Source organism: Pseudonocardia sp. TRM90224 (assembly GCF_021245725.1).
Taxonomy (GTDB): domain Bacteria; phylum Actinomycetota; class Actinomycetes; order Mycobacteriales; family Pseudonocardiaceae; genus Pseudonocardia.
On record NZ_JAJGSX010000019.1, the window covers coordinates 132607 to 157202 of the forward strand.

Here is a 24596-nt window from a genome sequence, read left to right on the forward strand (position 1 = left end):
AACGGGAATGGTCGGGCTTCGGCTCGGATGGCGGATCGTGGCGCTGCTGAGCGTCGTCTTCTTCGCCACCGGATGCGCCCAGAGCCTGGCGAGCCCCGGCCCCGCGTCCGGCTTGCCCCAGTACTTCGACATCCACGAACTGGTCACGGCCGTCACCACCCAGCAACACATCGACCGAACCGCGCAGTTGCACGTCTCCGGCGAGATCACGGGCCCGAGCCACGTCACGTTCACCGGATCGGGAGCGCTGCAGGTCCAGGACGGCGCGGTCTCGGTGGCCTTCACCCAGTCCTCCACGACCGCCGGCGGTGCGCCGCAGGAGACGGGCTTCGTCGTCCTGCCCGACTCGGTGTACGTGCGCCAGGCGACCACGGCGGCCGACAGCACCGCCCGGACTGTCAAGAAGGTGAAGCCGTGGGTCAAGGCCGATCTGAACAGCACGGATCCCGCAGCACGTGAGCTGACCGCGCTCGCGGCGACCCTCGTCCAGAGCGCCGACCCGATCCGCTCGCTCGCCCGCTTCGCCGACGCGTCCCTGATCGCCGACGTCGACGACGACGTCGTGAACTCCGTCCCGGCGACCCGCTACACGATCGTCGTCGACATGGCGCGGGCGGCGGCGCAGCAGACCGACCCCCTGCTGCGCGAACAGCTCTCCTACCAGGTCCGCAACGGGTTGGCCCGCGTCACGTCGACCCTGTGGCTCGACGGCAGCAACCGTCCCGTCCGCAGCGCGCTGCGCCAAGACCTGCCCGGTGTCGGGCTCGTCACCCTCACCGGCGACTTCGTCGAATGGGGCAAACCGGTCTCGATCGAGCCTCCTCCGGCCGCTGAGCTGCGCTGACCTACTCTCCTCCCATGACAACGGAAGGGGAACCGCTGCGCATCGGCAACACGGAGCGGAACGCCGCGATGAAGGCGCTCGATGAGCACCTCGCCGCGGGACGGCTCGGTGTCGACGAGTACGCGGACCGTTCGGCCGCGGCTTCCGCCGCAACGGTCGCCCCGGAACTCGCTGCCCTGTTCAGAGACCTCCCAGCTCCGCACCCGGACCTGCCCGGCGCGCCGCCACCACCGCCGCCGACCGCTCAGCTGCCGGTCGTCGGCGCAGGCGCGGACGTCGCCGTGCCGGCCCGCTCGGCGGTGGAGACGTGGGGGCCGCGGTTGCTCCCTGTCGTGCCGCTGGTCGCCGTCGCGCTGTTCTTCCTCACCGGTACCTGGGTGTGGTTCCTCCTGATCCCCATCGCCGGTGCCGTCTTCTACGGCGGGCGCCGCGGGCGCTAGGAGCCGGCGGCGCCGCTCAGTGCACCTCAGCGCAGCTCGACGAGGAACGCGACCTCTGAGGGGTCGTACCACGCCAGCGCGTGGTCCTCGGCCTCCCCGATGTGGAACTCGGCGTCCATGTCCCCCATGTCTGCGGCGTCCACCGCCGCGGCGGCCTGGCGCACCGCGTATTCGGCCTCTTCGTGGTCGACGTGCACTGCCGCGACCTTTTCGAGCGGGACGGGCCCGGTGATGCGGACGGCACCGTCGTCGAGGTCGGGCCGCAACGTCACGTCGTCGAGGTCGGCCGCGACGACCACCCGGCGGGCCGGTGTCGAGTCCTCCCCCAACCCGAACTCCACCGAGAGCAGTCGCAGCGACGCGCGCGCCGCCTCGTTGAGCGCGGCGTACTCCAGCTCCTCGTCGTCACCGCTGGTGTAGGCCTCCCGAAGGCGGGGGGTCAGCGCGAACGCGGTGCCCCCGATCGGGTCGAGCAGCCCGTGCTTCACCAACGACCGCAACATCGGCCATGTGGCAGGGACGTAGACGCGCACTCCGCGGCTCCTCAGTTCACTGTCGCGAGCAGCTCGTCGAGCGACTCGTCGACCATTCCGGCGAGCACGTCGACGTCCGGCATGCCGTCGCGATCACCGTTGAATCCGTAGTAGACACCACCGTCGTATGACGTGAGACCGATGGCGAGCGCCTGCCCCTTCGCGAGCGGGACGACGGGGAACATCTCCAGCATCCGGGCACCTGCGGCGTACAGCGGGAACTGCGGGCCGGGCACGTTGGTCACCACCAGGTTGAAGATGCGCTTCGACATGCCGCTCGCCGCGCGTGCGCCCAGCGCGTGGAGCGTGGGGGGCGCGAACCCACCGATCCGGACCAGCGTATCCGCTCCGACCGACTGCCCGCCGGAAGTGTGCTCCCGCATGGCGTGGGTGACGTGGTGCAGCCGCACCACCGGGCTCGGCTCGCCGACCGGGAGGTCGACGAGGAACGACGAGACCCGGTTGCCGAGCGAACCCGACGTCGCGGAGCTGGGCACGTCCGCCTCGCCGCGGACCGAGAGCGGCACCATCGCACGCACCGACGAGGACGACGTCACCGGCTCACCTCGGGAGAGCAACCAGTTGCGCAGCGCGCCGGCGACAACGCTGAGCACCACGTCGTTCACGCTGCAGCCGTGTGCGGCGCGGATCTTGCGGTAGTCGTCCAGTTGCGTGCGGGCCACAGCGAACCGTCGCTGCGTGGAGATCGCGACGTTCAACGGCGTGCCGGGCGCCCGCCGGCTCGCCGTGCGCGCCATCCAGAACAGCTGCGCGGCGGCGTCGACGACCTTCCCCACCGTCGCCATCGCGTCGCCGGCCGCGGAGCGAGCGTTGTCGACGATCACCCCCGGCTGCGAGACGGCCTCGGCGACCGCCCCGAGCACGAGCTGCGTGTCGGTCGGCTCGGTGCGCGGCATCCACAGCTCCTCGGCCACCTTCCGCGGCTCCGGGGAGACGTCCAGCATCACCTGGCCGATGTCGATCGCGCTGATGCCGTCCACCATCGCCTGATGGGTCTTGGTCAACACCGCCGTGCGCCGCCCGGCCAACCCCTCGACGAGGTACATCTCCCAGAGCGGCCGGGTGTGGTCGAGCGGGCGTGACATCAAGCGCGCGACGAGCTCGTTGAGCTGCTCGTCCGAGCCCGGTTTCGGCAACGCGGACCGGCGCACGTGATAAGCGACGTCGAAGTCGGGATCGTCCACCCAAACCGGTCGGGCCAGGTTCCCGGGGACGTGACGGACCTTCTGCCGGTACCGCGGCACCATCGCGATGCGCTGCTCGATGAGCTCGACGAGACGGTCGTAGTCGAACCCCGACTTGAGCCTCTGGAAGATCGATACGGCGCCGACGTGCATCGGGGTGGTCGGCTGCTCCAGGTAGAGGAACGAGGCGTCGAGTGCGGAGAGCCGGGGCGGCATGGCGTCGATACTAGGCCGCCGACCTCGCCCTCCGCCGCTTCGCGCGAACGGCGCCACATCCGAGGTCATCAATCCGAAGTCGGCTCTGCACAGCAGGTCACATAGCCTTCATCAGTGGCTTCACCGAAAGACACCTTCATCACCGTCTACGGGCGCAAACCCGTCATGGAGGCGCTCGACGACACCTCGTTGCGCGTCGACAAGGTCATCCTCGCCGAGGGCATCGGCGGCCCACCGGTTCGGGCGATCCTCGACGCCGCCCGGGCCCGCAACGTGCAGGTGCAGCGGGCGTCGGCGCATCGGGTCAAGGTGCTCGCCGGCAACGGGCGTCACGACCAGGGTGTGCTCGCCGACGTCGTCGCGCCGCGGATGGCCCCGGTCGGCGATTTCGTCGAGTCGCTCGGGGACGCGCCGGCCTCGGTGCTCGTGCTCGACCGGCTCACCAACCCGGCCAACGTGGGAATGATCCTGCGCACTGCCACCGCCGCCGGTCTCGACGGTGTGCTGCTGCCCCGCCGCGGTGTCCCCGCGATCGACCCGCTGGTCGTCAAGGCATCGGCCGGAGTTGCGTTCCGGGCGCCGGTGCTGCGATCGGGGACGGTCGAGGAAGGCTGCGAGGTGTTGTCCGGAGCAGGTTTCGCGCTGTTCGGTCTCGACGCCGGCGGCACGTCGCTGCTGGATGCCGACCTTCCGACCAGGGTCGCGTTGGTACTCGGCAACGAGACCGACGGCCTCTCCGCGTCGCTGCGCCCCATGCTCGACGGCCTGCTCGCGATCCCGATGCACGGCGGTGTGGAGTCGCTCGGAGTGGCCAGCGCAGGCGCTGTCGCCGCCTTCGAACTGGCCCGACGTCGACATTGACGCGAGCGTCACCCTGCCGACCCACAAACATCCGATCTATGCTGCCGGCATGGTTCAACGCCGGCTGCCCCGCCCGTCCGAGCTCCGCCCGCTGCTGCGACCGGCGCCGTTCGTTCGCGACGCCACCGAGCGGCGGCTCATGCGCGCTGCGAGCATCGCCGACCTCAGGGCGATCGCCCGGCGCCGCACCCCGCGGGCGGTCTTCGACTACACGGACGGCGCTGCCGACGGCGAGCTGTCGCTGAACCGCGCACGTCGGGCCTTCCAACGCGTCGAGTTCACCCCCTCCGTCCTCCGGGACGTGACCGACGTCGACACCGGGCGCGACATCCTCGGCAAACGCTCCAACCTGCCGTTCGCATTCGCCCCCACCGGCTTCACGCGCATGATGAACCACGAGGGCGAGCCCGCGGTCGCCGCGGTGGCCCAGAAGGTCGGTATTCCGTACACGCTCTCCACCATGGGCACCACGACGATCGAGGACGTGGCGGCAGCAGCGCCGGACGCCCGCAAGTGGTTCCAGCTCTACCTGTGGCGCGACCGCGCACCGGCGAAGGACCTCGTGGAGCGTGCGGCGGCCGCCGGCTACGACACGCTCATGCTCACCGTCGACACACCGGTCGGCGGCGCACGCCTCCGCGATGTCCGCAACGGCCTCACGATTCCGCCGGCGCTGTCGCTGAAGACGTTCCTCGACGGCGCGATGCACCCCAACTGGTGGTTCAACCTCCTCACCACCGAACCGCTCACCTTCGCCAGCCTGGAATCGACCGATGGCACCGTCGCGGATCTCATCAACAGGGTCTTCGACCCCGCGCTGACGATGGCCGACGTCGATTGGCTCCGCGGTGCGTGGGACGGCAAGCTCGTCGTCAAGGGCATCCAGAGCGTCGACGACGCCCGCCGGGTCGTCGATGCCGGCGCCGATGCCGTCCTGCTCTCGAACCACGGTGGTCGCCAGCTCGACCGCGCCCCGGTCCCCCTCGAGCTCGTCTCCCCTGTCGCCGACGCCGTCGGCGACAGGGGAGAGGTCCTCGTCGACACAGGTATAACCCACGGGGCCGACATCCTAGCCGCGATCGCGCTGGGCGCACGCGCGGCGCTGATCGGGCGGGCCTACCTGTACGGGCTGATGGCGGGAGGTCAGCTCGGCGTCGAGAAAGCCGTGACGATCCTGACTGGCGAGATCGTGCGCACCATGCAGCTGATCGGTGTCACCAGCGTGGATGAACTGCGCCCTTCTCACGTGCGACTTCGCCCGAACGGGTGACCTCCCAGGCTGCGCATCCGCCGCAGCAGGTCCATGGTGCAGATATGAGTTTCCTGGACAAGGCCAAGGAGTTGCTGAATCAGCACGACGACAAGGTGGACCAGGGCCTCGACAAGGCGGGAGAGGCCGCCAAGGGCCGGTTCGCAGGGCATGACGAGCACATCGACCAGGGTGTCGATCGGCTGCAGGCCATGACTGGCGGCGGAGACACGACGCAGGCGCCGCCGCCCGCCGAAGGGGCGCCGCCGCCGGCCGCACCCCCGCCGCCCGAACAGCAGCAGTAAGTCTTCCAGCATCAGGCGCGGGTGGCCGGTCGTCGAGCCGGCCACCTGCGCCTGTTCACGTCGGGGGCAGATCGAAGAGGATCTCGACCTCGGCGATGGTGGTCTTCGGGTCCGTGTGCCGGATGATGACCATCCCGGCGGCCCTGGCCCCCAGCACGTTCGCCCGCAGGTCGTCCACCATCACGCAATCGGCGGGCCGTAGCCCCAGCAACTGGGCCACCTTCTCGAACACCTCGGGCGCCGGCTTGCGGACACCGAGCGCGGCACCCAGAACGACCTCGTCGAACAGCTCGGCGCACCCGTCAGGAACGGCTGCGGCATCCGACAGCATGGCGGTTCGCATCCCGGCGGTCCGGACCCGCCGCGCGAGCTCGACCATCTCGGGCCCGTCCGTGAGCACCCCCGCATAGTCCATGATCAGACCGCGCAATCCGTTCACCCGTTCGTTTCCGCGCCGTCCTGACGCGGTCCGTCTTCGTAGCGTGGCGACGTGCTACCGGTCGCCTCGACCACAGCGCACAGATACCCACGAAGCAGAAGCTCCAGGTCCGCCGGTGGCTGCGGCAGCCACCCTTCGATCGTGGCAGAGACCTCTGCGGACACAGCGGTCAGGCGTGCTCGGCCGGCGTCGGTCGCCGACAGCCGCACGATCCTGCGGTCGCCGCTGTCCCGGTTCCTGACCAGCTCGCCGCCGGCAGCGAGCGACTCGACCACCGGTGTCAGCGTCGCCGGCGTGACACCGAGACGAGCGGCGAGCTCCCGGTGCGAGAGCGCTCGCTCGCGGCTGAGCGCTGAGAGCACGCCGAGGGCGGTGGCGCTGAGCCCGTGCTCGGCGATCGTCCGCGCACGGAGCCGGCCGACGGCGGCGCCTGCTCGGGTGAGGAGCTGATCCAGTGGAAGAATCCCCACGTCGGCTCCACGTTCTCCGCCGGTCACGTGACCACCGTACGAGTCGGGACCGTCAGGCTCCATACCATTGACGGGCTGACTGACCGGCCCGACCACGCCAGGCGGCCGGCGCGCCCAGGCTTCGACGATGGCCGCACCTTCCACCACCCCGTCCGTTCCCCGCCCCCGGCCGCCCCGCGTGCGGCGCATGAACTACGAGCCGCCGACCCGGCCCACCTGGCCAATCGTCATCGCGGTCCCACCGCCGACCGCGGATGTCGTGACGGAGGTGTCCGCTGAGGAGCACGCAGCGGCACACCGGGAGCTCGCCGTCGTGATGCGACTGGCGATGGAAGTGCTCGACCGGAGAAGACCGGCGTCGCAGCTGCATCCGTTCTTCGAGCTCGACGCCCTCCACTACTGGAGGGCGCTGGCCCAGCAGCGACGCCCCCGAGCACCTGCACGTGTCAAGCGGCTCCTGGTCCAGCTACCGAGCTCCGCGGTCGTCGAGGCCACAGCGGTGTGCGTCATCGACGGTCGAATCCGTGCGCTGGCGGCACGGTTCGACCGCGCCACCGGGCCTGGCGCCCGGTGGCGATGCACGGCCCTGCGACTCGGTTGAAGCGGGCCGGTCGGGTCAGGGTCTGGCCTGATGGCCTGCGCTCAGGGACGTGCCGCTGTCGGCGAACCGTGGCACTGCTTGTACTTACGGCCCGACCCGCAAGGGCACGGCCGGTTGCGCGACGGCTGCTGCGCGGCACGGTTTCCCCCGCCCTCCGCGCGCTGCCCACCGTTGCCCGACCGCGAGCGCGTGGCGCTGCCATCCTCAGCCGGCCCGCTGTAGCTCAGATCCGACGGCGCGGAACCGCGGTAAGCAGCCGGCAGAACGCTCTGCTGCTCGGCCTGAGGCGTGACAGCCGCGTGCCTACCGGTCGACGAAACCGCGTCCTCGGGCCGCCGCTCCTTGCGCATGGCGGGCCGTTCCGCCGCCGCCGGCGCCTGGGCCGGAGCAGGCTGAACCGGAACCTGCTGCGTCGGCGCCTCCTGCGGAGGCGGCTCCGCAGCCTGCACCCGCACGTTGAACAGGTGGCCGACGGTCTCCTCCTTGATGCCCTCGAGCATCGCGCTGAACATGTCGTAGCCCTCGCGCTGGTACTCGATCAGCGGGTCGCGCTGCGCCATCGCACGCAGCCCGATGCCCTCCTTGAGGTAGTCCATCTCGTAGAGGTGCTCACGCCACTTGCGGTCCATGACCTGCAGGAGGACCTGCCGTTCGAGCTCACGCATCCCGCCTTGCGCGCCGATGATCTCGTCGATCTCGGCCTCGCGCGCGGCGTAGGCGTCCCTGGCGTCGCCGAGAACTGCGTCCGCGAGCACGTCACGGGTGAGGTCGCTCGTGTCGATGTCGGCATCGTCGACGTCGTCACCGGCGAGCTCCTGCCATCTGAACCCGACGGGGTACAGGGTCCCGAGCGCCGTCCACAACTTGTCGAGGTCCCAGTCCTCCGCGTAACCCTCGGACGTCGCGCCGTCGACGTAGGCGTTGACGACGTCCTCGAGCATGTTCGCGATCTGCTGCTGGATGTTCTCGCCGGCGAGCACCATCCTGCGCTCGTCATAGATGACGGTGCGCTGCTTGTTGAGGACCTCATCGTACTTCAGAACGTTCTTGCGGATCTCGAAGTTCTGCTGCTCGACCTGCGTCTGCGCACTGCGAACAGCCTTCGTCACGACGCCGGCCTCGATCGGGACGTCATCCGGAACCCGCATCCGGACCATGATCGACTCGATCATCTGGCCGTTGAACCGGCGCATGAGTTCGTCACCGAGCGACAGGTAGAACCGGGACTCACCCGGGTCGCCCTGGCGTCCGGAACGTCCACGCAGCTGGTTGTCGATGCGACGGGACTCGTGGCGCTCGGTGCCGAGGACATACAGCCCGCCGGCGTTCCTGACCTCCTCGGCCTCCGCGGCGACGTGTTCCGTCATCATCGCGAGGACGCCGTCCCACGCCGCCTCGTAGTCCTCGCGCGTAGTGACAGGATCGAGACCACGTGCACGCAGGTCGAGGTCAGCGAGGAACTCGGGGTTCCCGCCGAGCACGATGTCGGTACCTCGACCCGCCATGTTCGTCGCGACCGTCACCGCGCCGGCGTGGCCGGCCTGCGCGACGATCGCGGCTTCCCGTTCGTGGTGCTTCGCATTGAGCACCTCGTGCGGGACCTGGAGGCGAACGAGCAGCTTCGACAGGTACTCGGACTTCTCGACGCTGGTGGTGCCGACGAGCACGGGCTGACCCGCCCGGTGGTGCTCCGCGATGTCGGCGGCGACCGCGGCGAACTTCGCCTCTTCCGTCTTGTAGATGAGGTCGGACTGGTCCTTGCGGACCATCGGACGGTTCGTCGGGATCGGCACGACACCGAGCTTGTAGATCTGGTGCAGTTCCGCCGCCTCGGTCTGCGCCGTTCCGGTCATCCCGGAAAGCTTCTTGTAGAGGCGGAAGTAGTTCTGCAGGGTGATGGTGGCAAGCGTCTGGTTCTCCGCCTGCACCTCCACCCCTTCCTTGGCCTCGATGGCCTGGTGCATGCCCTCGTTGTAGCGACGGCCGGGCAGGACACGCCCCGTGAACTCGTCGACGATGAGGACCTGCCCGTCGCGGACGATGTAGTCCTTGTCCTTCTTGAACAGCTCCTTGACCTTCAGAGCGTTGTTCAAGTAACCGACGAGCGGGGTGTTCGCCGCCTCGTAGAGGTTGTCGATGCCGAGCTGGTCCTCAACGAACGTCACGCCTTCCTCGGTGACGCCAACGGTCCGCTTCCGCTCGTCGACCTCGTAGTGGAAGTCGCGCTTGAGCAGGGGCGCCATCCGCGCGAACTCCTGGTACCAGCGGGCACTCTGCTCAGCGGGACCGGAGATGATCAGCGGTGTGCGCGCCTCGTCGATCAGGATCGAGTCGGCCTCGTCGACCACGGCGAAGTTGTGCCCGCGCTGCACCATGTCGGCCTTGTTCCAGGCCATGTTGTCGCGGAGGTAGTCGAAGCCGAACTCGTTGTTCGTGCCGTAGGTGATGTCGGCGGCGTACTGCTCACGACGCTCCGCGGGCGGCATCTCCGAAAGGATCACACCGACGGTGAGCCCCAGGAAGCGGTGGACGCGGCCCATCTTCTCGGCGTCGCGCTTCGCCAGGTAGTCGTTGACGGTGACGAGGTGGACACCTTCGCCGGTGATCGCGTTGAGGTACGCGGCCAAAACGGAGGTCAGGGTCTTACCCTCACCCGTTTTCATCTCCGCGATGTTGCCGAGGTGCAGCGCCGCGCCACCCATCAGCTGAACCTTGAAGGGCCGCTGTCCCAGCGTGCGCCGCGCGGCCTCGCGGACGGTCGCGAAGGCCTCGAACATGAGGTCGTCGAGCGACTCACCGTCGTCGTAGCGCTGCCGGAACTCCTCGGTCATGCCGCGCAACGCCTCGTCGCTGAGCTTCCGGAACTCCGGCTCCAGCTTGTCGATCTGCGTTGCGTAGCCGGCCAGCTGCTTCACCAGCTTCGTCTCACCAGCACGGAGCAGACGGTTCAGAAGCGGCACGGGTCGACCTCATTCACGATCGCTGTCAGGTATGTCGGTGGACGCCACAGCACACCACGCGACGGCACGTTGCCGTCCCAGGGTAGCGAAGCACCACTCTCCTTACGTCACAACGCCGAAGGGGCGGCAACCGTTCCGCTAGGAACGATCGCCGCCCCGGGTCGGGTCGGTGTGGGCGCAGCTACCGAGCGAGCCGGATCACGCCGTAGTCGTAACCCTTCCGCCGGTAGACGACGGATGGCTCACCGCTCTCCACATCGGCGAACAGATAGAAGTCGTGACCGACGAGCTCCATGCGCGACAAGGCGTCGTCGATGCTCATCGGGTCGGCGGTGTGCACCTTGCGACGGACGACACGGCCGGGCAGCGGCTCGTCGGCTGGCAGGTACTCGTCGTGAGCGCGCGGGCCAGGTATGTCGACGTCGATGTCCTCGATCGGCGGCGCCTCGTCGAGGACCGCGGTGGCGGACCCCCTGCCGGCCATGACCCTTGCGCGCCGACCGGTGATGCGGCGACGGTCGTGGGTGCGGCGCAGGCGCGCCTCGAGCTTGGCAACGGCGGCGTCGAGCGCCGCGTAGAAGTCCTGTGCACAGGCTTCGGCACGTGCGGCGGGACCGCAGCCACGCCCCGTGATCTCGACGCGTTGGCAGTTCTTCAACTGCCGTCGGTTTCGCTCGTGAAAGAGCTCGACTTCCATGCCGACGATCTTGTGGTCGTATCGCTCGAGACGAGCGACCTTCTCGGCGACATGGACCCGGAAGTGCTCCGGAACCTCGACGTTACGGCCGGTGACGACGATCTCCACGCAGACTTCCCTCGCTTTCAGCGTCGGGTTGGCGTTGCAGACTGCGCCCGGGGACTCCCACCCCCGCGCGCTCGATCGATTCCTCCTGATCAGAAGCCCTCAGATTGGGCGCTGCGGATGCCGAGCACCGTAACCTGCATCACGGATCGACAACAGCCCCTTGAGCCCACTGACCCCGACCTGGGTGGATGCGCTGAACGACATACCGATGTCGCTCGAACTTCGGTAGGATTCCACGCTGGCTTCATGATCGTCCTTGCCTTGGGTGGCATCGCAGAGGACGAGCGCCCTCTGCACACCGATGCCAACGGTCTCTAGCGCGGCACGACATGCCCGCAGCGTCGCCCCCGTCGTCACCACGTCGTCGACGAGGACGATCTCGGCCCCTTCAGGCGGCCGTTTGCCGGCCCTGACCACGATTCGCCCCTCGAGGTTCGCAGCGCGTTCTGCCGCGTCGAGCCCTACCGAGTCGCGCACGCCACGACCGAGCCGCAGCATGTCGGCGACCATGACCCCGCGATGCTCCGCAGCCATGCGCCGACACAGCCGCAGCATGTGGTCCCCACCTCGCTTGCGTGCGGCACTTCGTCGCGACGGCGCAGGCACCAGCCAGATGCCCTGCTCCGCGACGCCGTCCGTTGCAGCGTCCAGCTGCTCGGCCATGAGGGCTGCCAGAGGACGCACGATGTCGCGCCTCCCCCGCTCCTTGAAACGCAGCAGCGCAAGACGCAGCGGCCCGCTGTAGTGCCCGACGGCCCGGACGGACAGGTCTCGCGGAGCAACGGGCCACACCGGGCTCCGCACCTGCAGTACGCAACGCGCACACCAGTCGATCCCGGGCTCGTCGCATCCCGCGCACTCGATCGGCAACAGCAGATCGAGGAGCGCGAGCACGTACTCGGACAGGGTCGGACCGCGACGGGGCATACGACCATGGTCGGCGAGCTTCTCGATCGACGCGGCAGGGTGAGCCAAGTTATCCACATCCCACACGGCTCATCCACATGCTGTGGATAAGTGTCGCAGTCAGCCGGGATAGAGCGGAACGGCGTCACGGGCGTTCCCGAGGACCTGTCGCCAGGCATCCTGTTCTCCGCCGGAAAAGCTCCAGATCCCAGAGTCATCGGTGACCAGCATGGATCGGTTCGGTACAGCAGCGATCGCCTTGAACGGCGGCGTGAGGTTGTTCCTGATGACCGGTGTGTCTTGCAGCCCGTCGGCCGCCACCTGTACCACCGCCGCCTCCGGCCCACCGGTGATGGCGACCAGGGAGTCCGAGGCACGCCAGTCGACCCCGACGACCGTTCCCAGCGCGGGGGGCAGTACTCGGACGTTCCGGATCGCGACTTCGCCGTCGACACTGCGGGCGACAGCCGCGGAGTAGAGACGACCCGCAACCACGGCGGCGACCCGCATCCCGTCCCGTGACAGCCGCATGTCGGTTATCCGCCCGTGCGTTGTGAGCTCGTCGGCGTTCACCCGGTCCGTACGGACAACTCCTGCGTTGTCGAGAACGACGCGGGCGACGGTGCTCGAATCGAGGACGGTCCACACCTCGTTCCCGGTCGGCGTCCACGTAGGCCTCGACATCGTCGACGGGTTCAGCGCCACCGGCTCGATGCGGCCGCCCTCGGCGATGCCGCCGAGTAGCAGCGTTCGGCTGGGTGGGGTGCTGATGACAACAGCGAGACGCTGCCCGTCGAGCGAAGACGCGGCCGATTCCGCGAAGTACGACCCGTTGCCGAAAGCTCCGGGCAGCACCGAGCCAGGCACCGGAGCGTTCAGATCACCGACCTTGCCGCCGGTCACGACCAGAGCGGGCACGTCCGCTCGCGGCTGTGTTTCGGCGGACAGAGCCGCGACATCATCGCGTGTCCATTCCGTCTTCCCCGGCACCAGCGGCTCACCGTCGACGAGCAGTCGCACCCTCGCCACATTGACCTCGGCAAGCGACAGCACAACCTGCGCCGCGAGCAGTCTTCGCTCATCGTCGTTGAGCTCACCGGTCCGCGTGAGATCGACGACATGAGCGTTGTCGGGGCCTACAGCGACGTTGGAGCGCAGCCGAACCCCTTGTGCGAACTGTGTGGTCGCTGCTCCTTGCAACGCCCCCGACGGCCCAGCAAGCAACAGGTCCATCACCCTGGCCGCCTGGGCCCGAGCCGGAACGGCCGGGATGTAGCGGATGTCGGGGACCACGAGTCTCCGCGTGGGATCGACGAACCATGTCCTGACAGCCCGGTAGTTGTCCTTGAAGATCAGGAGGGGGATCACGACACCCGCGGGCAACGCCGATATCCGCCACTGGCCGTCGCGCTGAACGACGTCGACGTCCGCGACGAAGTCCTGCCGAGCAGGTTCGAAGGAGCCGGACGACGTGACGCGGCCGATCTGGTTGCCGCGGATCCGGATGGTGATCGTCGGCGTGGCATCAGGATCGCGGACGCCCGGTGGCCCGCTCGGAGCGGGGATCGTGTCGATCTGGCCATCGAGGACGGTCACGCTCGCCGTGTCGTCCCAGGACTGCGCCTCTGACGTGAGGAAACGCCGCGCAACGCCATGATTGTCGGTGCTGCTGCCCGAAGCCGTGACGAAGTCGCGAACCAGATCGAGCGGGTTGCTGTCAGCGGCCGGGCCGGGAGGCGGTGCGGCGTCCTCGCCGTCGCTGATCCGTCGGATGACCTCGACGGGCGAACTCTCCGGCACGCTCGCACACCCCGCCGCGCTGGCGACGATCAGCAAGAGGACTACAGCTCTCGCCGCACGCCCTCTCATCTGGCACCGCCGGCGGTGACATCCCCTATCCGGTGCGGAAGCGTCGATCCCTCGACCTCCCCGCCTTGACCCCTCGCTATGGCTGACCCGCCGCTTTCGACGGGCGAGCCGAGCTCGGCGCCTTCCGCGACGGCGCGCTTCGTCGTCAGCGGCGTACCCAGCGGCGGGGTCGGCACCGAGCCGCCCGGCGCATGTTCGGGCTCTTCAGTACCCGCCGCGTCGTCAGGGCGCAGCGGCAGCGGGCTCGACTCGACCAGATCACCTGTCTCGCGTGGCAAGGTCAGCCGGAACGTCGCGCCGTGGCCCGGGCGCCCCCAAGCCTGCAACCAACCACCGTGCAGCTTTGCGTCCTCGAATGCGATCGACAGCCCGAGCCCGCTGCCGCCGCTGCGCCTGGCGCGCGACTCCTCCGCGCGCCAGAAACGATTGAAGACCAGCCCCGCCTCGCCCGGCCGCAGACCGACTCCATGGTCACGGACGAGAACCGCAACGGCCCGGTCGTCGGCGCGGAGAACGACCTGGACGGGCTGGGTCTCGCTGTGGTCCACGGCGTTCGCCACGAGGTTGCGCACGATCCGCTCGACGCGTCGGGGATCGACCTCAGCGTAGATCCCGACCGGCAGATCGAGCTCCAGATCCGTCCCCGAGTCGGACGCGATCCCGCGCACCGCCTCCACCGCACGCTCGACGACGCCGCGCATGTCGACCCGCTCCGCGCCGAGCTCGGCAACACCTGCGTCCAGCCGGCTGATCTCCAACAGGTCAGCGAGGAGCGCCTCGAACCGATCCAGCTCCGCAACGAGGAGCTCCGAACTGCGGTGAAGCGCCGGAAGCAGGTGCTCCCTCGACGCGTAGAGCACGTCGGCCGCCATTCGAACCGTGGTGAGCGGCGTCCTCAGCTCGTGGCTGACATCCGACGTGAAACGGCGCTGGAGGGCGCCGAACTCCTCCAACTGGCGGATCTGGGTCTGGATGCTGCTCGCCATCTCGTTGTAGGACTCACCGAGCCGTGCGACTTCGTCCTCGCCCTGGACGGGCATCCGCTCGTCGAGGTGGCCGTCGGCGAACCGTTCCGCGATCTCCGCAGCCTGTCGAATCGGACGTACGACCTGGCGGGTGACGATGCTCGCGATGCCGGCAAGCAGCAAGAGGAGGATCAGTGCGCCCACGATGAGGGTGCTCTGCACGAGGCCCAAGGTGCGCTGCTCCGAGCTGAGCGGGAACAGCAGGTAGAACTCAAGCTCGCCGTTGGCAGTGCGCACCGGTTGCCCCACGATGAGCGTGGGGACCTCGATACTTCCGTCCAAGGTGGTTGTGTACTTCCGCGACTGCGTGCCCTCGACGATGACAGCCCGCAGATCGTCCGGCACATCCGCGATGGGGCCCGACGCGATCGGTTCCTTGCCGTTGTGACCGCCGCTGGCCAGCACGGCGCGGAACTCTCCCGCCGAATGGCCGCCCTGGTCGTCCGAACTCGCGTTCGTGAGCCGGTCGAGCGCGTTGTTGAGGTTGCCGATCGCGTCCTCGCGCTCCGGATCGACGCTGGCCAGCTCGCGTTCGATCAGGACTCGGGCGGCGTTCGCACGGTTGACGGTGTCGGCCTCCTTGGTGTCGAGCACCCGCGCCGCGATCTGCGTCTGCAGGATCAACCCCAACACGATCACCACAGCCGTCGAGAGCGCCAGCGTGCTGATCACGACGCGCAGCTGCAGCGAACGGCGCCAAACGGCATTGAACGCCTCCGACAGCTCGACACCGAGCTGGCGAGCCTGCGCGACGCCCTGCCGGGCCCGCTCAGCGAGCGGGACAGCAGTCATGTCCAGGCCATCACGGAGGGCCGGCCTTGTACCCCACACCGCGGACCGTCAGCACGACCTCCGGGTGCTCCGGATCGCGCTCAACCTTCGACCTGAGCCGCTGGACGTGCACGTTGACCAAGCGTGTGTCGGCGGCATGGCGGTAGCCCCACACTTGCTCCAGCAGCACCTCTCGGGTGAAGACCTGGCGCGGCTTCCTGGCCAGCGCCACGAGCAGGTCGAACTCCAGCGGGGTCAGCGCGATCTGGGTGCCACCCCGTTCCACCTGGTGAGCGGGAACGTCGATGGTGACGTCGCCGATCGACAGCTGCTCCGCAGGCTCGGTCTCCGTGCGTCGAACTCTGGCGCGGATCCGCGCGACCAGCTCCTTCGGCTTGAACGGCTTGACGACGTAGTCGTCGGCACCCGACTCCAGTCCGAGCACGATGTCGACGGTGTCGCTCTTCGCAGTGAGCATCACGATCGGCACACCTGACTCGGACCGGATGGCCCGGCAGACATCGATGCCGTTCATGCCTGGGAGCATCAGGTCAAGCAGCACCACGTCCGGGCGCAGCTCTCGCACAGCCGGCAGCGCACGCGTGCCGTCGCCGACCACCGCGGTGTCGAATCCCTCACCCCGCAGCACGATCGTCAGCATCTCGGCCAACGCCGGGTCGTCATCGACCACCAGTACGCGCGACTTCATGCCCGCCAGCATCCCATTACACGCGGGAGGTACGCCCGCGAGGTGCGAGTTTCTGCTATCCGAGCAGCCGCTTCGCCAATGCAGCGGCATCCGGTTCGGCCGCGCCGTCAACGACCGCCCAGGGCGAGAGCCAACTGCGGGATGCAAGTTGGCTGTAGATCTCCCCCGTACGCCGCTGCAAACCGTCGTCCGACTCGTAAAGATCGCGACCGCGACCAGGCTCGGTCCGCTCCCGACGCGCTGCGCGCTCCGCAGCAACGTCACGGGGCACAGCGAGCAGGATCTGGTGATCAGGTACGGGTACGCCGAACCTCGCCAGCTCCAACGCCTCAAGCCATTCCACGAACGGGCCGTCGGCATCCTGGCGGAGGCGAGCAGCGCAGTATGCGGCGCTCGAAGCGACGTAACGGTCGACCAGTACGACTTCGTGCTCGTTGATGGCGGCGCGCATCTGCGGGGCAGCCGCACGGCGGTCCAACGCGAAGAGCGCAGCCATTCCGTACACGGAATCCACAAGATCACCGAGATGCCCGTAGAGTGCTTCCCTGGCCAGCTCGGCGTGCACATCGGCGTCGTATCGCGGGAACGCGAACCGGGCTACTCGCGCACCCCGCTCGGCGAACTCGCCGCTCAAGGCGTCCGAGAGCGTGCGCTTACCAGCCCCGTCCAACCCTTCGATGACAACCAGCCGACCCACGGCGCGCACAGTAAGCCATCCGTCCCGCGCCACAACCTGCTGGCCCGTGTCTCCTCATGACAGCGCGCTGACGACGTCCCAGGTGGCGGCGAATCCCGGGTGCAGCGGCAACGAACGCAGCTCGGACACAGGGACCCAACGAACCTCGATGGTCTCTTCGGTCAAGGCGGCCAGCCGCAGCGCCGTCGCCGCCCGCCCGACGACGGTCGTGTACGCCCAACCCCCGTGATCGTCGACGAAACTGCCGATCAACTCGTACGCATCCCGGTGCAGACCGGCTTCTTCAGCAGCCTCGCGCTGCGCCGCCGCTTCCGCGGTCTCATCCTGGTTCCGCGCACCGCCCAGAATTCCCCAGGTTCCGCCGTGGTGGCTCCAGACCGCTCGGTGCTGGAGCAGCACCGCGTCACCATGCCAGAGCAGCAGGCCGGCGGCTCCGAACAGTCCCCAGTGGCGATGGCCGAGCGCGCAGTGAGTCCAGCCGTCGCCATCACCCGCAGGGAAGAGCACCAACTCAGCGTAGGTCGCTCACGGCTGGGTGGCCCAGCCAGTGGACAACTCATGAAGGTTAGTGCCGTGCTTTTCTGATGAGCTGATCGTGGACGACAACCCTTGACTTTCATCTCGAACGGCGCATCAATGATGGAACGACCATACGTTCATCTTGCTCCACTCCCTGCCTCAACGTGCCGAACACTCGACTGAACGACTGAACGGACGAGCACTCGAACATACGTTCCTCTAATATGGATGCATGACATCTCGAAGCTCATCCGACGTCCGCAGTCATCTGGATGCCGCTCTCCGCGAGCTGAAGCAGATCACCACAGACGCACCGCTCGACACGTTAGAAGCCGCCCATGACGCTCGCCGCGAACTCGACAGGATCACTGTCGCTGCAGTCGCGGAGGCACTTGTCAGAAGTGGCGGGTTCGCCCGACGCAACCGCATCCTGATGACGACGCAGATCGGCGATTTACTAGGCATCGACCGAGCCGAAGCTCGCCTATTCGTGACTGCCGCCGTTCATCTGAATGCCGACGTCACCGCGGACGGCACAACCACCCCTCCCAGACTTCCAGCCACAGCCGATGGCTTCGCAACCGGAAGACTGGGCCTACGCCACGTCCAGGTCATCGTCACGTTGCTTCACAGCCGATCGGCAGAGCAGCTCAGCGCTTCGACATGGGCGAACGTCGAGTCCCAACTCGCCACGCAGGCCGGCTTGTCTACCCCTGCTCACCTGCGGAACTGGGGCCGACGGCTCCTCACGAGCTCCCTGCCGGAGCCCGACGATTCGAACCATGGCTGCTCTCGCAAAGAGACGAACGAGCTCACCATCACGCCCCACTTCGACCGGCCGGGCGGCACGATCACCGCCCGGTTGGACGATGCTGAGATGTTCTCGACCATCACGACGTTCATTGACACACATGCGGAACCTCATGTAGGCGGCAGCACCACTACGATCGCTCAGAGGCGGGCCCGGGTTCTCGGTAGGTTCTGCGCCGAAGCACTCCGACGTCGACCCCCCAACCGTCGCGACAGGGCCACGATCCGGCACGATGTGGACCGGAAACGGCGCGATCGAAAGCGCAACGGAAGACGCGCTCGTACGTCACATCGCAGCAAAGGCACTGCAAATTCCAACTAGTCAGGCCTGACTCCCGCATCATCGACCACAGCGCCACTCCACGGAGGGAATCTCACGCAGCGCAGAGGAGCCGTATCTCCATCAGATCAGGCGTGCTTTCGCAGCCGCAGCATTGCGATCGGCGAGAGTCTGCGCAGCTTCGCGAAGGCTCACCCCGGTTGTCGCGGCTTCGTTCGCGACCGTCTCGACCAATCGACTCATCGTTCCGGCAATCTTCTCGAAGGCCGAACTGGCATCAGGGGCGACATCTCCGAAGACCACCCACCACCACCATGCGTTCGTCATGACGTTCGCGAGGAAGTCCGGGACAACGGGAACGCCCCGTGCGGCGAGCGCGGTCTCCGCGTCCGGAAGCGTCGGCATGTTCGCACCTTCGACGACGATCCGAGCGGTCATTCTGTCGACGGCGGCGCGGTCGATCACATACGACATGGCAGCCGGGACGAGGAGGTCACACGGAACGGCGAGCCAGTCGTCCCTATCGCCCTTTTCGTCGTCGGGCCGGAGGTGACCGCGGTCGACCACTCCCAGGCCGTCCCGCGACCGGAGCAAGGCTTCGACATCCAGACCTGCGTCATTTCGGATCAGGCCTTCCCGATCCGCGATGGCTACGACACGGACCCCACTGGCCGCGAGATGGCGCGCTGCAGCGCCGCCGATGGAGCCGAACCCCTGCACAACCGCGGTGGCAGTTGCCGGGTCGAGCCCAGATCTGCGAAGCATCGACAGACCCGCTTGAGCGACTCCGAAGCCGCCTACCAAGTCAGCAAGGCCGATGCCATCAACGTCCACAGCGAAGCCTGCCGCCAGTCGAGTGCGTGCCTCTGCGGCATCCTCGATCCGAGAGAACACCGCCTCGACCGTTGATTCGAGCCCCAGCTCGGCTGCGATCTGGTCGAGCAGCTCCTGCCGCACGCCGAAGTCCTCCCCCGTGTTCCACTGCTCGCGGATCACCGGCCGAACTGCAGCGATGAATCTCCGCAGCACGGCGGAAGCCTCGGGATCGCGGGGATCCACATCGATCCCGCCTTTCGCCCCGCCGAACGGCTGATACCGGTCGCGAGGGTCGTAGACGATCGCCTCCTTGCGGGCCATTCCCTGTGCTAGGCCACGCACCTCGTCGAGTGTGCAACCAGCGCGAAGGCGTAGCCCACCGCTCGCCATGCCCCCGATCAAGGAGTCGATCACTACATAGCCATGGCGTCCCGTGACGGGATCGGTCCAGGTGATCTCGAGAAGGCTCACGACATTCTCCTGTGACGAACATGTACGACGGTCGGCCGGTCGGCGTCGAAGGCCTTCTCGACTGCAGCGGTGAGCCCTTCGGGGTCGGCCGGGGTGACCCCGATGCAGCCGAGCGTGACGGCAAGTGCGGCGAAGTCCGGCGAATCGAGGTCCACTGCGTGGACGGGATCGGTCCGGTCGACCATCTCGTTCCGGATCTCGCCATACCCGCCGTTGTCGACGATGACGACCGGCAGCGGTATCCGTCGAGTCGCGGCTGAGGCCAGTTCGGCAACCGTGAACATCACGCCACCGTCGCCGAGCAACGCCATCACTGGGGCATCCGGCAACGCTGCCTTGGCGCCGATGGCGGCTGGGAGGCCGTATCCGAGCGTGCCGTAGCCCGTCGGGTAGAGGAATCCGGACGGACGATGCACTGGCAGATTGGCCAGGGCTCCGTAATAGCAGACCATGGCGCTATCAGCGGCGACGATCGCGTCACGAGGCATTGCCGCTGCGAGTGCGTCGACGACTTCCATCCATTCAGCGCCCTGTGCAGCGGCTTGGACACGCTTCTGCTCTCGATGGCCTGCGGCTCTGCTCGCCGACGAATCGGCCGCACGCGGCCCAAGCCGCCGGCAGAGCTCCTGCGTGACGACGGTCGCGTCTCCGACCACGGCAACATCCGGGATCGCGTTGGTGACGATTGCGGCAGTGTCGATGTCGATGCGGATGAGCTTCCCCGCGAGAGGTAGGGGTCCGTTCCAGAGATCGGACGATGCCAGCTCACTTCCGATGACGAGGACGACATCGGATTCCTCGACGAGCGCGCGGACGGCGGGGAGGTGGATACCCGCTCCGAGCGCGAGCGGGTGGTCCTCGGCGAGGACGCCCTTACCGTTGGTCGTCGTGACAACCGGGGCACCGAGCCGCTCCGCCAACCCTCTGACCGGTTCGACGGCTCCGCGGGCTCCGCCTCCGACGATGATCGCCGGGCGCTCGGCCCTCTCGAGCCTGTCAGCGGCTTCGGCAACCTTCTCGTCCAACGGTGTGGACGGCGACATCGACACTGGAACGACAACAGGTGCGGTCCCTTCCTCGAGGAGGATGTCGAGCGGTACTTCGAGGTGCACCGGGCGAGGTCGGCCCGTGGTCATCGATGAGAAGGCTTGGGCGACCGCAACGGGAATCTCGGCGACGCTCGTGACGCGGTGGCTGTATGCCGCTATATGAGCCAGCGCTGCACTCTGATCACGGGTTTCGTGGAGAAGTCCGTTGCCGAGTGCAGGATGCCGCAGGGGCACGCCAGGTGAGACCAGAAGCAGCGGGACAGAGTCAGACCAGGCCTGGCCGACAGCCGCTGCAGCGTTGAGGACGGCAGGCCCGGTGGTCACTACGGCGACGCCTGGGCGGCCCGAGACGCGGGCGTATCCGTCGGCGGCGTAGCCGGCGCCCTGCTCGTGCCGTACGCCGACGTGCCGAACCGAGAACTCAGCGAGGTGCCGGTAGATCTCCAGGTTGTGCGTTCCGGGGATTCCGAAAACGGTGTCGACGCCATGCGCGACCAGTGCGGCTACTAGCGCACGCCCACCCGTCACGACCATTGGCCGACCACCAGCGCGTCGACGGCTATCGCGCCGTCGGGAGCAACCCGCAGCGGGTTGATCTCGCATTCCTGGATGTGGGGGTACTCCGCGATGATCCGGGAGACGGCCACAACTGCGCGGGCGGCGGCATCGATGTCGGCTGCCGGTCTTCCGCGCCAGCCCTCGAGCAGCACGTGGCCGTGGAGCCGGCGCAGCATCCCGTGTGCCTCCACTATCGACACAGGGGCCAGCGCAGTCTGGGTGTCGCGGTACAACTCGGCTGTCACACCACCGAGCCCGACCAGGACGACCGGGCCGAACGACGGGTCCATGTGGCCCCCGACGATCAGCTCGACGACGCCGGGCCGGGTGTCCATCTCCTCGAGCACGTAGGCGCCCGGACCCAATCGGTCCTCCATCTCCGTGAACGCGGCGGCGGCGGTGTCGGCGTCCGGCAGGTCGAGAACAACGCCTCCGACGTCGGACTTGTGGTCGATCCATCCAGCCTTGAGGGCGTAGGGAGCTGTCAGAAGATGCGCCGCCGCGACGACCTGGTCGACGTTCTCGACCACGTGGACCGAGCAGAACACGATGTCCTCGGACGCCAGCAGGTCGAGCGCACCGAGATAGCCTGAAGGCGGGGTGCCGGTGATGGTGGCGTGCTCGGGCTGCTGAGGTGGTCGGCCGGTTCTTCCTCGGTCGGACAGCTCCGCCGCGAGCCCCAGCGACCTCGCGGCGGCGTCGATCGTGTGGAGGGTCGGGACGGCGAGGGCCCGCATGGAATCGACCGCGAGCGAGTCGGTGCACATGCTGTGGACCACGATCGGCCGCCCGGTTTCGCGCTGGGCGCCGGCGAGGGACTTCACTACTTCGAGTTCCCGTTCGACCAGTGCCGGGGTGTCCGCGCCGTACGAGCCGAAGTAACCGGATAGCAGGACGGCGTCAACCTCGCTGCTCTGCAGGAGCTGCTCGACGACACGTGCGTAGGTGCCGAGGTCCTGTTCGCCGGCGCCTGCGAGATCGATGGGGTTGGCTACGGCAGCTCCGGACGGCAGCTGGTTCCTCAGGTCGGACGCTATTGCCTCGGACAGTCGAGGAACAGTCAGACCGTTTCGGGCGAGCACGTCGGCTGCGATCGCGCCGTGTCCACCGGAGTCGCTCACGACGGCAACTCTCCGGCCCTGCGGTAGTGGGTTGCCGACGAGGAGGTGGGCGAGGTCGATCGCCTGCGCAGGTGTCTCGACCAGGATCGCGCCGGCCGCGCGACACGCCGCGTCGACGACGGCGGCGGTCGCGGTCAGCGCACCGGTGTGGGAACGGGCGGCGGCCCGGCTGGCCTCGCTAGCTCCGACGGTCAGAACGATGACGGGCTTGCCGGCCTCTCGAAGTCGGTCGAGCGTCGCGACGAATCCGCGGCCGTCCGCGAAGCCTTCGAGGTACACGACGACCGCCTTCGTCGCTGCGTGCCCGACGAGGTCCTCGAGAGCCTCGGTCGCGGTGACGTCGATCTGGTTGCCGACCGAGACGAACCTCGACACACCCAGGCCGGCTCGTGCCGCAAGGCCGGCCAGTTCCAGGCCCAACTGACCGGATTGCGAGACCACCCCGAGGCAGCCGGGAGCGAACGTCCCCCATGCGAGCTCGAGGGTTGTGGTGGCGTCGAAGAGACCGAGGCAGTTCGGGCCGATGATCCTGGAGCCAGCCGCACGGATCCGCGTGGCCAGATCGGCTTCGCCCTCGATGCCTGCGGTGATGCCGAGGAAACCGGGGACCCCGAGTTCGAGTGCCTCGTCGACGACGGCGGGGACCGTCTCGGCCGGTGTGCTCAGCACGACGAGTTCGGGCACCTCGGGCAGGTCACGCAAGGATGCAGCCGACGAGGTCCCTTCGATCACGGCGCGCCTGTGGTTGACCAGGTGCACCCGTCGTCTGTCGCTGCCGCGCAGGGCGCCCCGAGCGAGCCAGTAGCCCCATTTCGACGGGTCGCCCGACGCGCCGACGACCGCAACCGAGCGGGGGTCGAAGAAGACCCGAAGCCCGTCGGTCATGCGGATCCGGCCAGCGACCGGGAGATGATGAGGCGCTGGATGTCGGACGTTCCTTCCTCGATCTCTTCGAGCTTCGCGTCGCGCATCCACTTCTCGAGGAGGAACTCGCGGGAGTAGCCCCAGCCGCCGTGGGTCTGGAGCGCGGCCCACGTGCACCACATTGCGTTCTCGGATCCGGTCAGCTTCGCGATCGCCGACTCGGCCGCAACCGGCACACCGGTGTCGTAGAGGCGCGCTGCGCGCATGGTCAGGAGGTGGGAGGCGTCGACCCGGGTGGCCATGTCGGCCAGCCGGAACGCGACAGCCTGGTGCTGGATGATCGGCTTCCCGAACTGTTCGCGCGCCTTCGCGTACTCCAGTGACGCATCCAGAGCGGCCCGGGCGAGGCCCGTCGTCGAGGCCCCGATCAGGATCCTCGATGCGTCGAAGGTGCGCATGAGTCCGTAGAAGCCCTGACCTTCGTCGCCCAGCCGGTTCTCGACCGGAACGCGGACGTTGTCGAGGAACACTTCGGCGCTGACGATGGCGCGCTGCCCCATCTTCGTCATCGGCTTGCCGACGGTCAGCCCGGGCATGTCCTTGTCCAGCACGAACGCCGTGACCCCGCGGGCTCGCTTGGTGGGGTCGACCGTCGCGAAGATGACGATCCAGCGTGCGTACGGGGCATTGGAGATCCACGCCTTCTGGCCGTTCAGCACGTAGTGGTCACCGTCGCGCACGGCGCGGGTCTGCAGGCCGGCGGCGTCGGACCCGACTCCCGGCTCGGTCACCGCGAGAGCGGTCAGCGGCGGATCGTCGCCCGTGAGGGGGGTCAGCCAGCGCTTCTTCTGCTCATCGGTTCCAAGTTCTTCGATCGGCGCTGCAAAGAACCCGTTCGAGGTGAGGAGGTTCCCGATCCCGATGTCGCCGTGGCAGAGCTCCTGCTGCACGAGGCATTGCGTGACCATGTCCGTGACCCCGCCGCCGCCGTACTCGGCCGGCAGCATGAACGACGTGATGCCCAGTCGGGCGGCGGCCGCCCACAGGTCGAGCGGGCTCTCGACGTCGGCGTCGTCGACCGCTCGGGCGCGCGGCCGGATCTCGGCTGCGGCGAAGTCGCGGGCCAACGCGACGAACTCGCGCTGCTCGGTGGTCAGGTCGATGCCGTCGCGGAGCGTGCGGGTCATGGTCTTCTCCTTGCAG

Annotated in this window: 23 protein-coding genes; 7 read left to right on the top strand and 16 right to left on the bottom strand. The window is 68.1% G+C overall.

What is annotated here, in order from left to right; translation table 11 throughout:
- Window positions 1-7 precede the first annotated feature (7 nt).
- The gene (locus tag LL648_RS24785) at window positions 8-844 is read left to right on the top strand and encodes a hypothetical protein (protein ID WP_232665099.1); all 837 of its coding nucleotides are present in this window, start codon (window positions 8-10) and stop codon (window positions 842-844) included.
- A 14-nt stretch (window positions 845-858) separates the two neighbouring features.
- Window positions 859-1284, top strand: coding sequence for a DUF1707 SHOCT-like domain-containing protein (locus LL648_RS24790; RefSeq protein WP_232665100.1), 426 nt, complete (start codon window positions 859-861; stop codon window positions 1282-1284).
- A 26-nt stretch (window positions 1285-1310) separates the two neighbouring features.
- Here the strand turns inward: LL648_RS24790 and LL648_RS24795 are convergent, their stop codons facing one another.
- On the bottom strand, window positions 1311-1817 hold the full coding sequence (locus LL648_RS24795; protein ID WP_232665101.1) for a DUF6912 family protein: 507 nt from the start codon (window positions 1815-1817) through the stop codon (window positions 1311-1313).
- 11 nt (window positions 1818-1828) lie between these two features.
- A complete protein-coding gene (locus LL648_RS24800) occupies window positions 1829-3238 on the bottom strand; it encodes a WS/DGAT/MGAT family O-acyltransferase (RefSeq protein WP_232665102.1) in 1410 nt (469 codons plus the stop codon).
- 114 nt (window positions 3239-3352) lie between these two features.
- Between LL648_RS24800 and LL648_RS24805 the strand changes: the two genes are divergently transcribed.
- Genes LL648_RS24805 through LL648_RS24815 form a run of 3 tightly spaced genes read left to right on the top strand, consistent with a single transcriptional unit; the run spans window position 3353 to window position 5653 of the window.
- A complete protein-coding gene (locus LL648_RS24805) occupies window positions 3353-4099 on the top strand; it encodes a TrmH family RNA methyltransferase (RefSeq protein WP_308190397.1) in 747 nt (248 codons plus the stop codon).
- A 49-nt stretch (window positions 4100-4148) separates the two neighbouring features.
- Complete coding sequence (locus tag LL648_RS24810) at window positions 4149-5369, top strand: alpha-hydroxy acid oxidase (protein ID WP_232665103.1); 1221 nt, start codon at window positions 4149-4151, stop codon at window positions 5367-5369.
- 44 nt (window positions 5370-5413) lie between these two features.
- On the top strand, window positions 5414-5653 hold the full coding sequence (locus tag LL648_RS24815; protein WP_232665104.1) for an antitoxin: 240 nt from the start codon (window positions 5414-5416) through the stop codon (window positions 5651-5653).
- A 55-nt stretch (window positions 5654-5708) separates the two neighbouring features.
- On the opposite strand, the gene LL648_RS24820 is transcribed toward LL648_RS24815, so the two are convergent.
- Both LL648_RS24820 and LL648_RS24825 read right to left on the bottom strand, forming a co-directional pair.
- Entirely contained in the window at window positions 5709-6032 is a 324-nt protein-coding gene (locus tag LL648_RS24820) for an HAD-IA family hydrolase (RefSeq protein WP_232665105.1), read from the bottom strand.
- A gap of 56 nt (window positions 6033-6088) precedes the next feature.
- Window positions 6089-6706 carry a MarR family winged helix-turn-helix transcriptional regulator gene (locus LL648_RS24825; RefSeq protein WP_232665106.1) on the bottom strand — a complete coding sequence of 206 codons (618 nt, stop codon included), beginning with the start codon at window positions 6704-6706 and terminating at the stop codon, window positions 6089-6091.
- Here LL648_RS24825 and LL648_RS24830 point away from each other — a divergent pair.
- Entirely contained in the window at window positions 6690-7163 is a 474-nt protein-coding gene (locus tag LL648_RS24830) for an Rv3235 family protein (protein ID WP_232665107.1), read from the top strand. The two genes, LL648_RS24825 and LL648_RS24830, sit on opposite strands and share 17 nt — an antisense overlap.
- Before the next feature lie 41 nt (window positions 7164-7204).
- Here LL648_RS24830 and secA read toward each other — a convergent pair whose 3' ends face one another.
- The 8 genes from secA to LL648_RS24875 all read right to left on the bottom strand — a co-directional run bounded on the left by secA (window position 7205) and on the right by LL648_RS24875 (window position 17412).
- Complete coding sequence (secA, locus tag LL648_RS24840; protein ID WP_308190398.1) at window positions 7205-10123, bottom strand: preprotein translocase subunit SecA; 2919 nt, start codon at window positions 10121-10123, stop codon at window positions 7205-7207.
- A gap of 181 nt (window positions 10124-10304) precedes the next feature.
- Window positions 10305-10928, bottom strand: a complete 624-nt coding sequence (gene hpf, locus LL648_RS24845; RefSeq protein ID WP_232665108.1) for a ribosome hibernation-promoting factor, HPF/YfiA family — start codon at window positions 10926-10928, stop codon at window positions 10305-10307.
- A gap of 99 nt (window positions 10929-11027) precedes the next feature.
- Window positions 11028-11921, bottom strand: coding sequence for a ComF family protein (locus tag LL648_RS45365; protein ID WP_232665109.1), 894 nt, complete (start codon window positions 11919-11921; stop codon window positions 11028-11030).
- A gap of 33 nt (window positions 11922-11954) precedes the next feature.
- A complete protein-coding gene (locus tag LL648_RS24855) occupies window positions 11955-13670 on the bottom strand; it encodes an LpqB family beta-propeller domain-containing protein (RefSeq protein WP_232665110.1) in 1716 nt (571 codons plus the stop codon).
- A 29-nt stretch (window positions 13671-13699) separates the two neighbouring features.
- A complete protein-coding gene (gene mtrB, locus LL648_RS24860) occupies window positions 13700-15520 on the bottom strand; it encodes an MtrAB system histidine kinase MtrB (RefSeq protein WP_232665111.1) in 1821 nt (606 codons plus the stop codon).
- 10 nt (window positions 15521-15530) lie between these two features.
- Entirely contained in the window at window positions 15531-16208 is a 678-nt protein-coding gene (gene mtrA / locus LL648_RS24865) for an MtrAB system response regulator MtrA (RefSeq protein WP_232665112.1), read from the bottom strand.
- 55 nt (window positions 16209-16263) lie between these two features.
- Entirely contained in the window at window positions 16264-16905 is a 642-nt protein-coding gene (locus LL648_RS24870; RefSeq protein WP_232665113.1) for a dTMP kinase, read from the bottom strand.
- Window positions 16906-16959: 54 nt separating this feature from the next.
- Complete coding sequence (locus LL648_RS24875; RefSeq protein ID WP_232665114.1) at window positions 16960-17412, bottom strand: NUDIX domain-containing protein; 453 nt, start codon at window positions 17410-17412, stop codon at window positions 16960-16962.
- A 244-nt stretch (window positions 17413-17656) separates the two neighbouring features.
- Here LL648_RS24875 and LL648_RS24880 point away from each other — a divergent pair, with 244 nt between their 5' ends.
- Entirely contained in the window at window positions 17657-18556 is a 900-nt protein-coding gene (locus LL648_RS24880) for a DUF222 domain-containing protein (protein ID WP_232665115.1), read from the top strand.
- 81 nt (window positions 18557-18637) lie between these two features.
- Here LL648_RS24880 and LL648_RS24885 read toward each other — a convergent pair whose 3' ends face one another.
- The 4 genes from LL648_RS24885 to LL648_RS24900 are packed head-to-tail and all read right to left on the bottom strand — an operon-like array spanning window position 18638 to window position 24580.
- Window positions 18638-19801, bottom strand: coding sequence for a Glu/Leu/Phe/Val dehydrogenase dimerization domain-containing protein (locus tag LL648_RS24885; protein WP_232665116.1), 1164 nt, complete (start codon window positions 19799-19801; stop codon window positions 18638-18640).
- Window positions 19798-21384: a 5-guanidino-2-oxopentanoate decarboxylase gene (locus LL648_RS24890; protein ID WP_232665117.1), complete on the bottom strand. Its 1587-nt coding sequence runs from the start codon at window positions 21382-21384 to the stop codon at window positions 19798-19800. Before LL648_RS24890 ends, LL648_RS24885 begins: the two co-directional genes overlap by 4 nt.
- On the bottom strand, window positions 21375-23414 hold the full coding sequence (locus tag LL648_RS24895) for an acetate--CoA ligase family protein (protein ID WP_232665118.1): 2040 nt from the start codon (window positions 23412-23414) through the stop codon (window positions 21375-21377). The genes LL648_RS24890 and LL648_RS24895 overlap by 10 nt, the downstream gene beginning before the upstream one ends.
- Window positions 23411-24580, bottom strand: a complete 1170-nt coding sequence (locus tag LL648_RS24900; RefSeq protein ID WP_232665119.1) for an acyl-CoA dehydrogenase family protein — start codon at window positions 24578-24580, stop codon at window positions 23411-23413. The genes LL648_RS24895 and LL648_RS24900 overlap by 4 nt, the downstream gene beginning before the upstream one ends.
- Window positions 24581-24596: the final 16 nt, after the last annotated feature.

Bases quoted from the DNA above. Each gene is read 5' to 3' on its own strand.
- LL648_RS24815 (WP_232665104.1), top strand. From the start codon at position 5,414: ATGAGTTTCCTGGACAAGGCCAAGGAGTTGCTGAATCAGCACGACGAC.
- LL648_RS24880 (WP_232665115.1), top strand. From the start codon at position 17,657: ATGACATCTCGAAGCTCATCCGACGTCCGCAGTCATCTGGATGCCGCT.
- mtrB (WP_232665111.1), bottom strand. From the start codon at position 15,520: ATGACTGCTGTCCCGCTCGCTGAGCGGGCCCGGCAGGGCGTCGCGCAG.
- LL648_RS24790 (WP_232665100.1), top strand. From the start codon at position 859: ATGACAACGGAAGGGGAACCGCTGCGCATCGGCAACACGGAGCGGAAC.
- LL648_RS24890 (WP_232665117.1), bottom strand. From the start codon at position 21,384: ATGGTCGTGACGGGTGGGCGTGCGCTAGTAGCCGCACTGGTCGCGCAT.
- LL648_RS24820 (WP_232665105.1), bottom strand. From the start codon at position 6,032: ATGGTCGAGCTCGCGCGGCGGGTCCGGACCGCCGGGATGCGAACCGCC.
- mtrA (WP_232665112.1), bottom strand. From the start codon at position 16,208: ATGAAGTCGCGCGTACTGGTGGTCGATGACGACCCGGCGTTGGCCGAG.
- LL648_RS24810 (WP_232665103.1), top strand. From the start codon at position 4,149: ATGGTTCAACGCCGGCTGCCCCGCCCGTCCGAGCTCCGCCCGCTGCTG.
- LL648_RS24830 (WP_232665107.1), top strand. From the start codon at position 6,690: ATGGCCGCACCTTCCACCACCCCGTCCGTTCCCCGCCCCCGGCCGCCC.
- LL648_RS24800 (WP_232665102.1), bottom strand. From the start codon at position 3,238: ATGCCGCCCCGGCTCTCCGCACTCGACGCCTCGTTCCTCTACCTGGAG.
- LL648_RS24785 (WP_232665099.1), top strand. From the start codon at position 8: ATGGTCGGGCTTCGGCTCGGATGGCGGATCGTGGCGCTGCTGAGCGTC.
- LL648_RS24900 (WP_232665119.1), bottom strand. From the start codon at position 24,580: ATGACCCGCACGCTCCGCGACGGCATCGACCTGACCACCGAGCAGCGC.
- LL648_RS24895 (WP_232665118.1), bottom strand. From the start codon at position 23,414: ATGACCGACGGGCTTCGGGTCTTCTTCGACCCCCGCTCGGTTGCGGTC.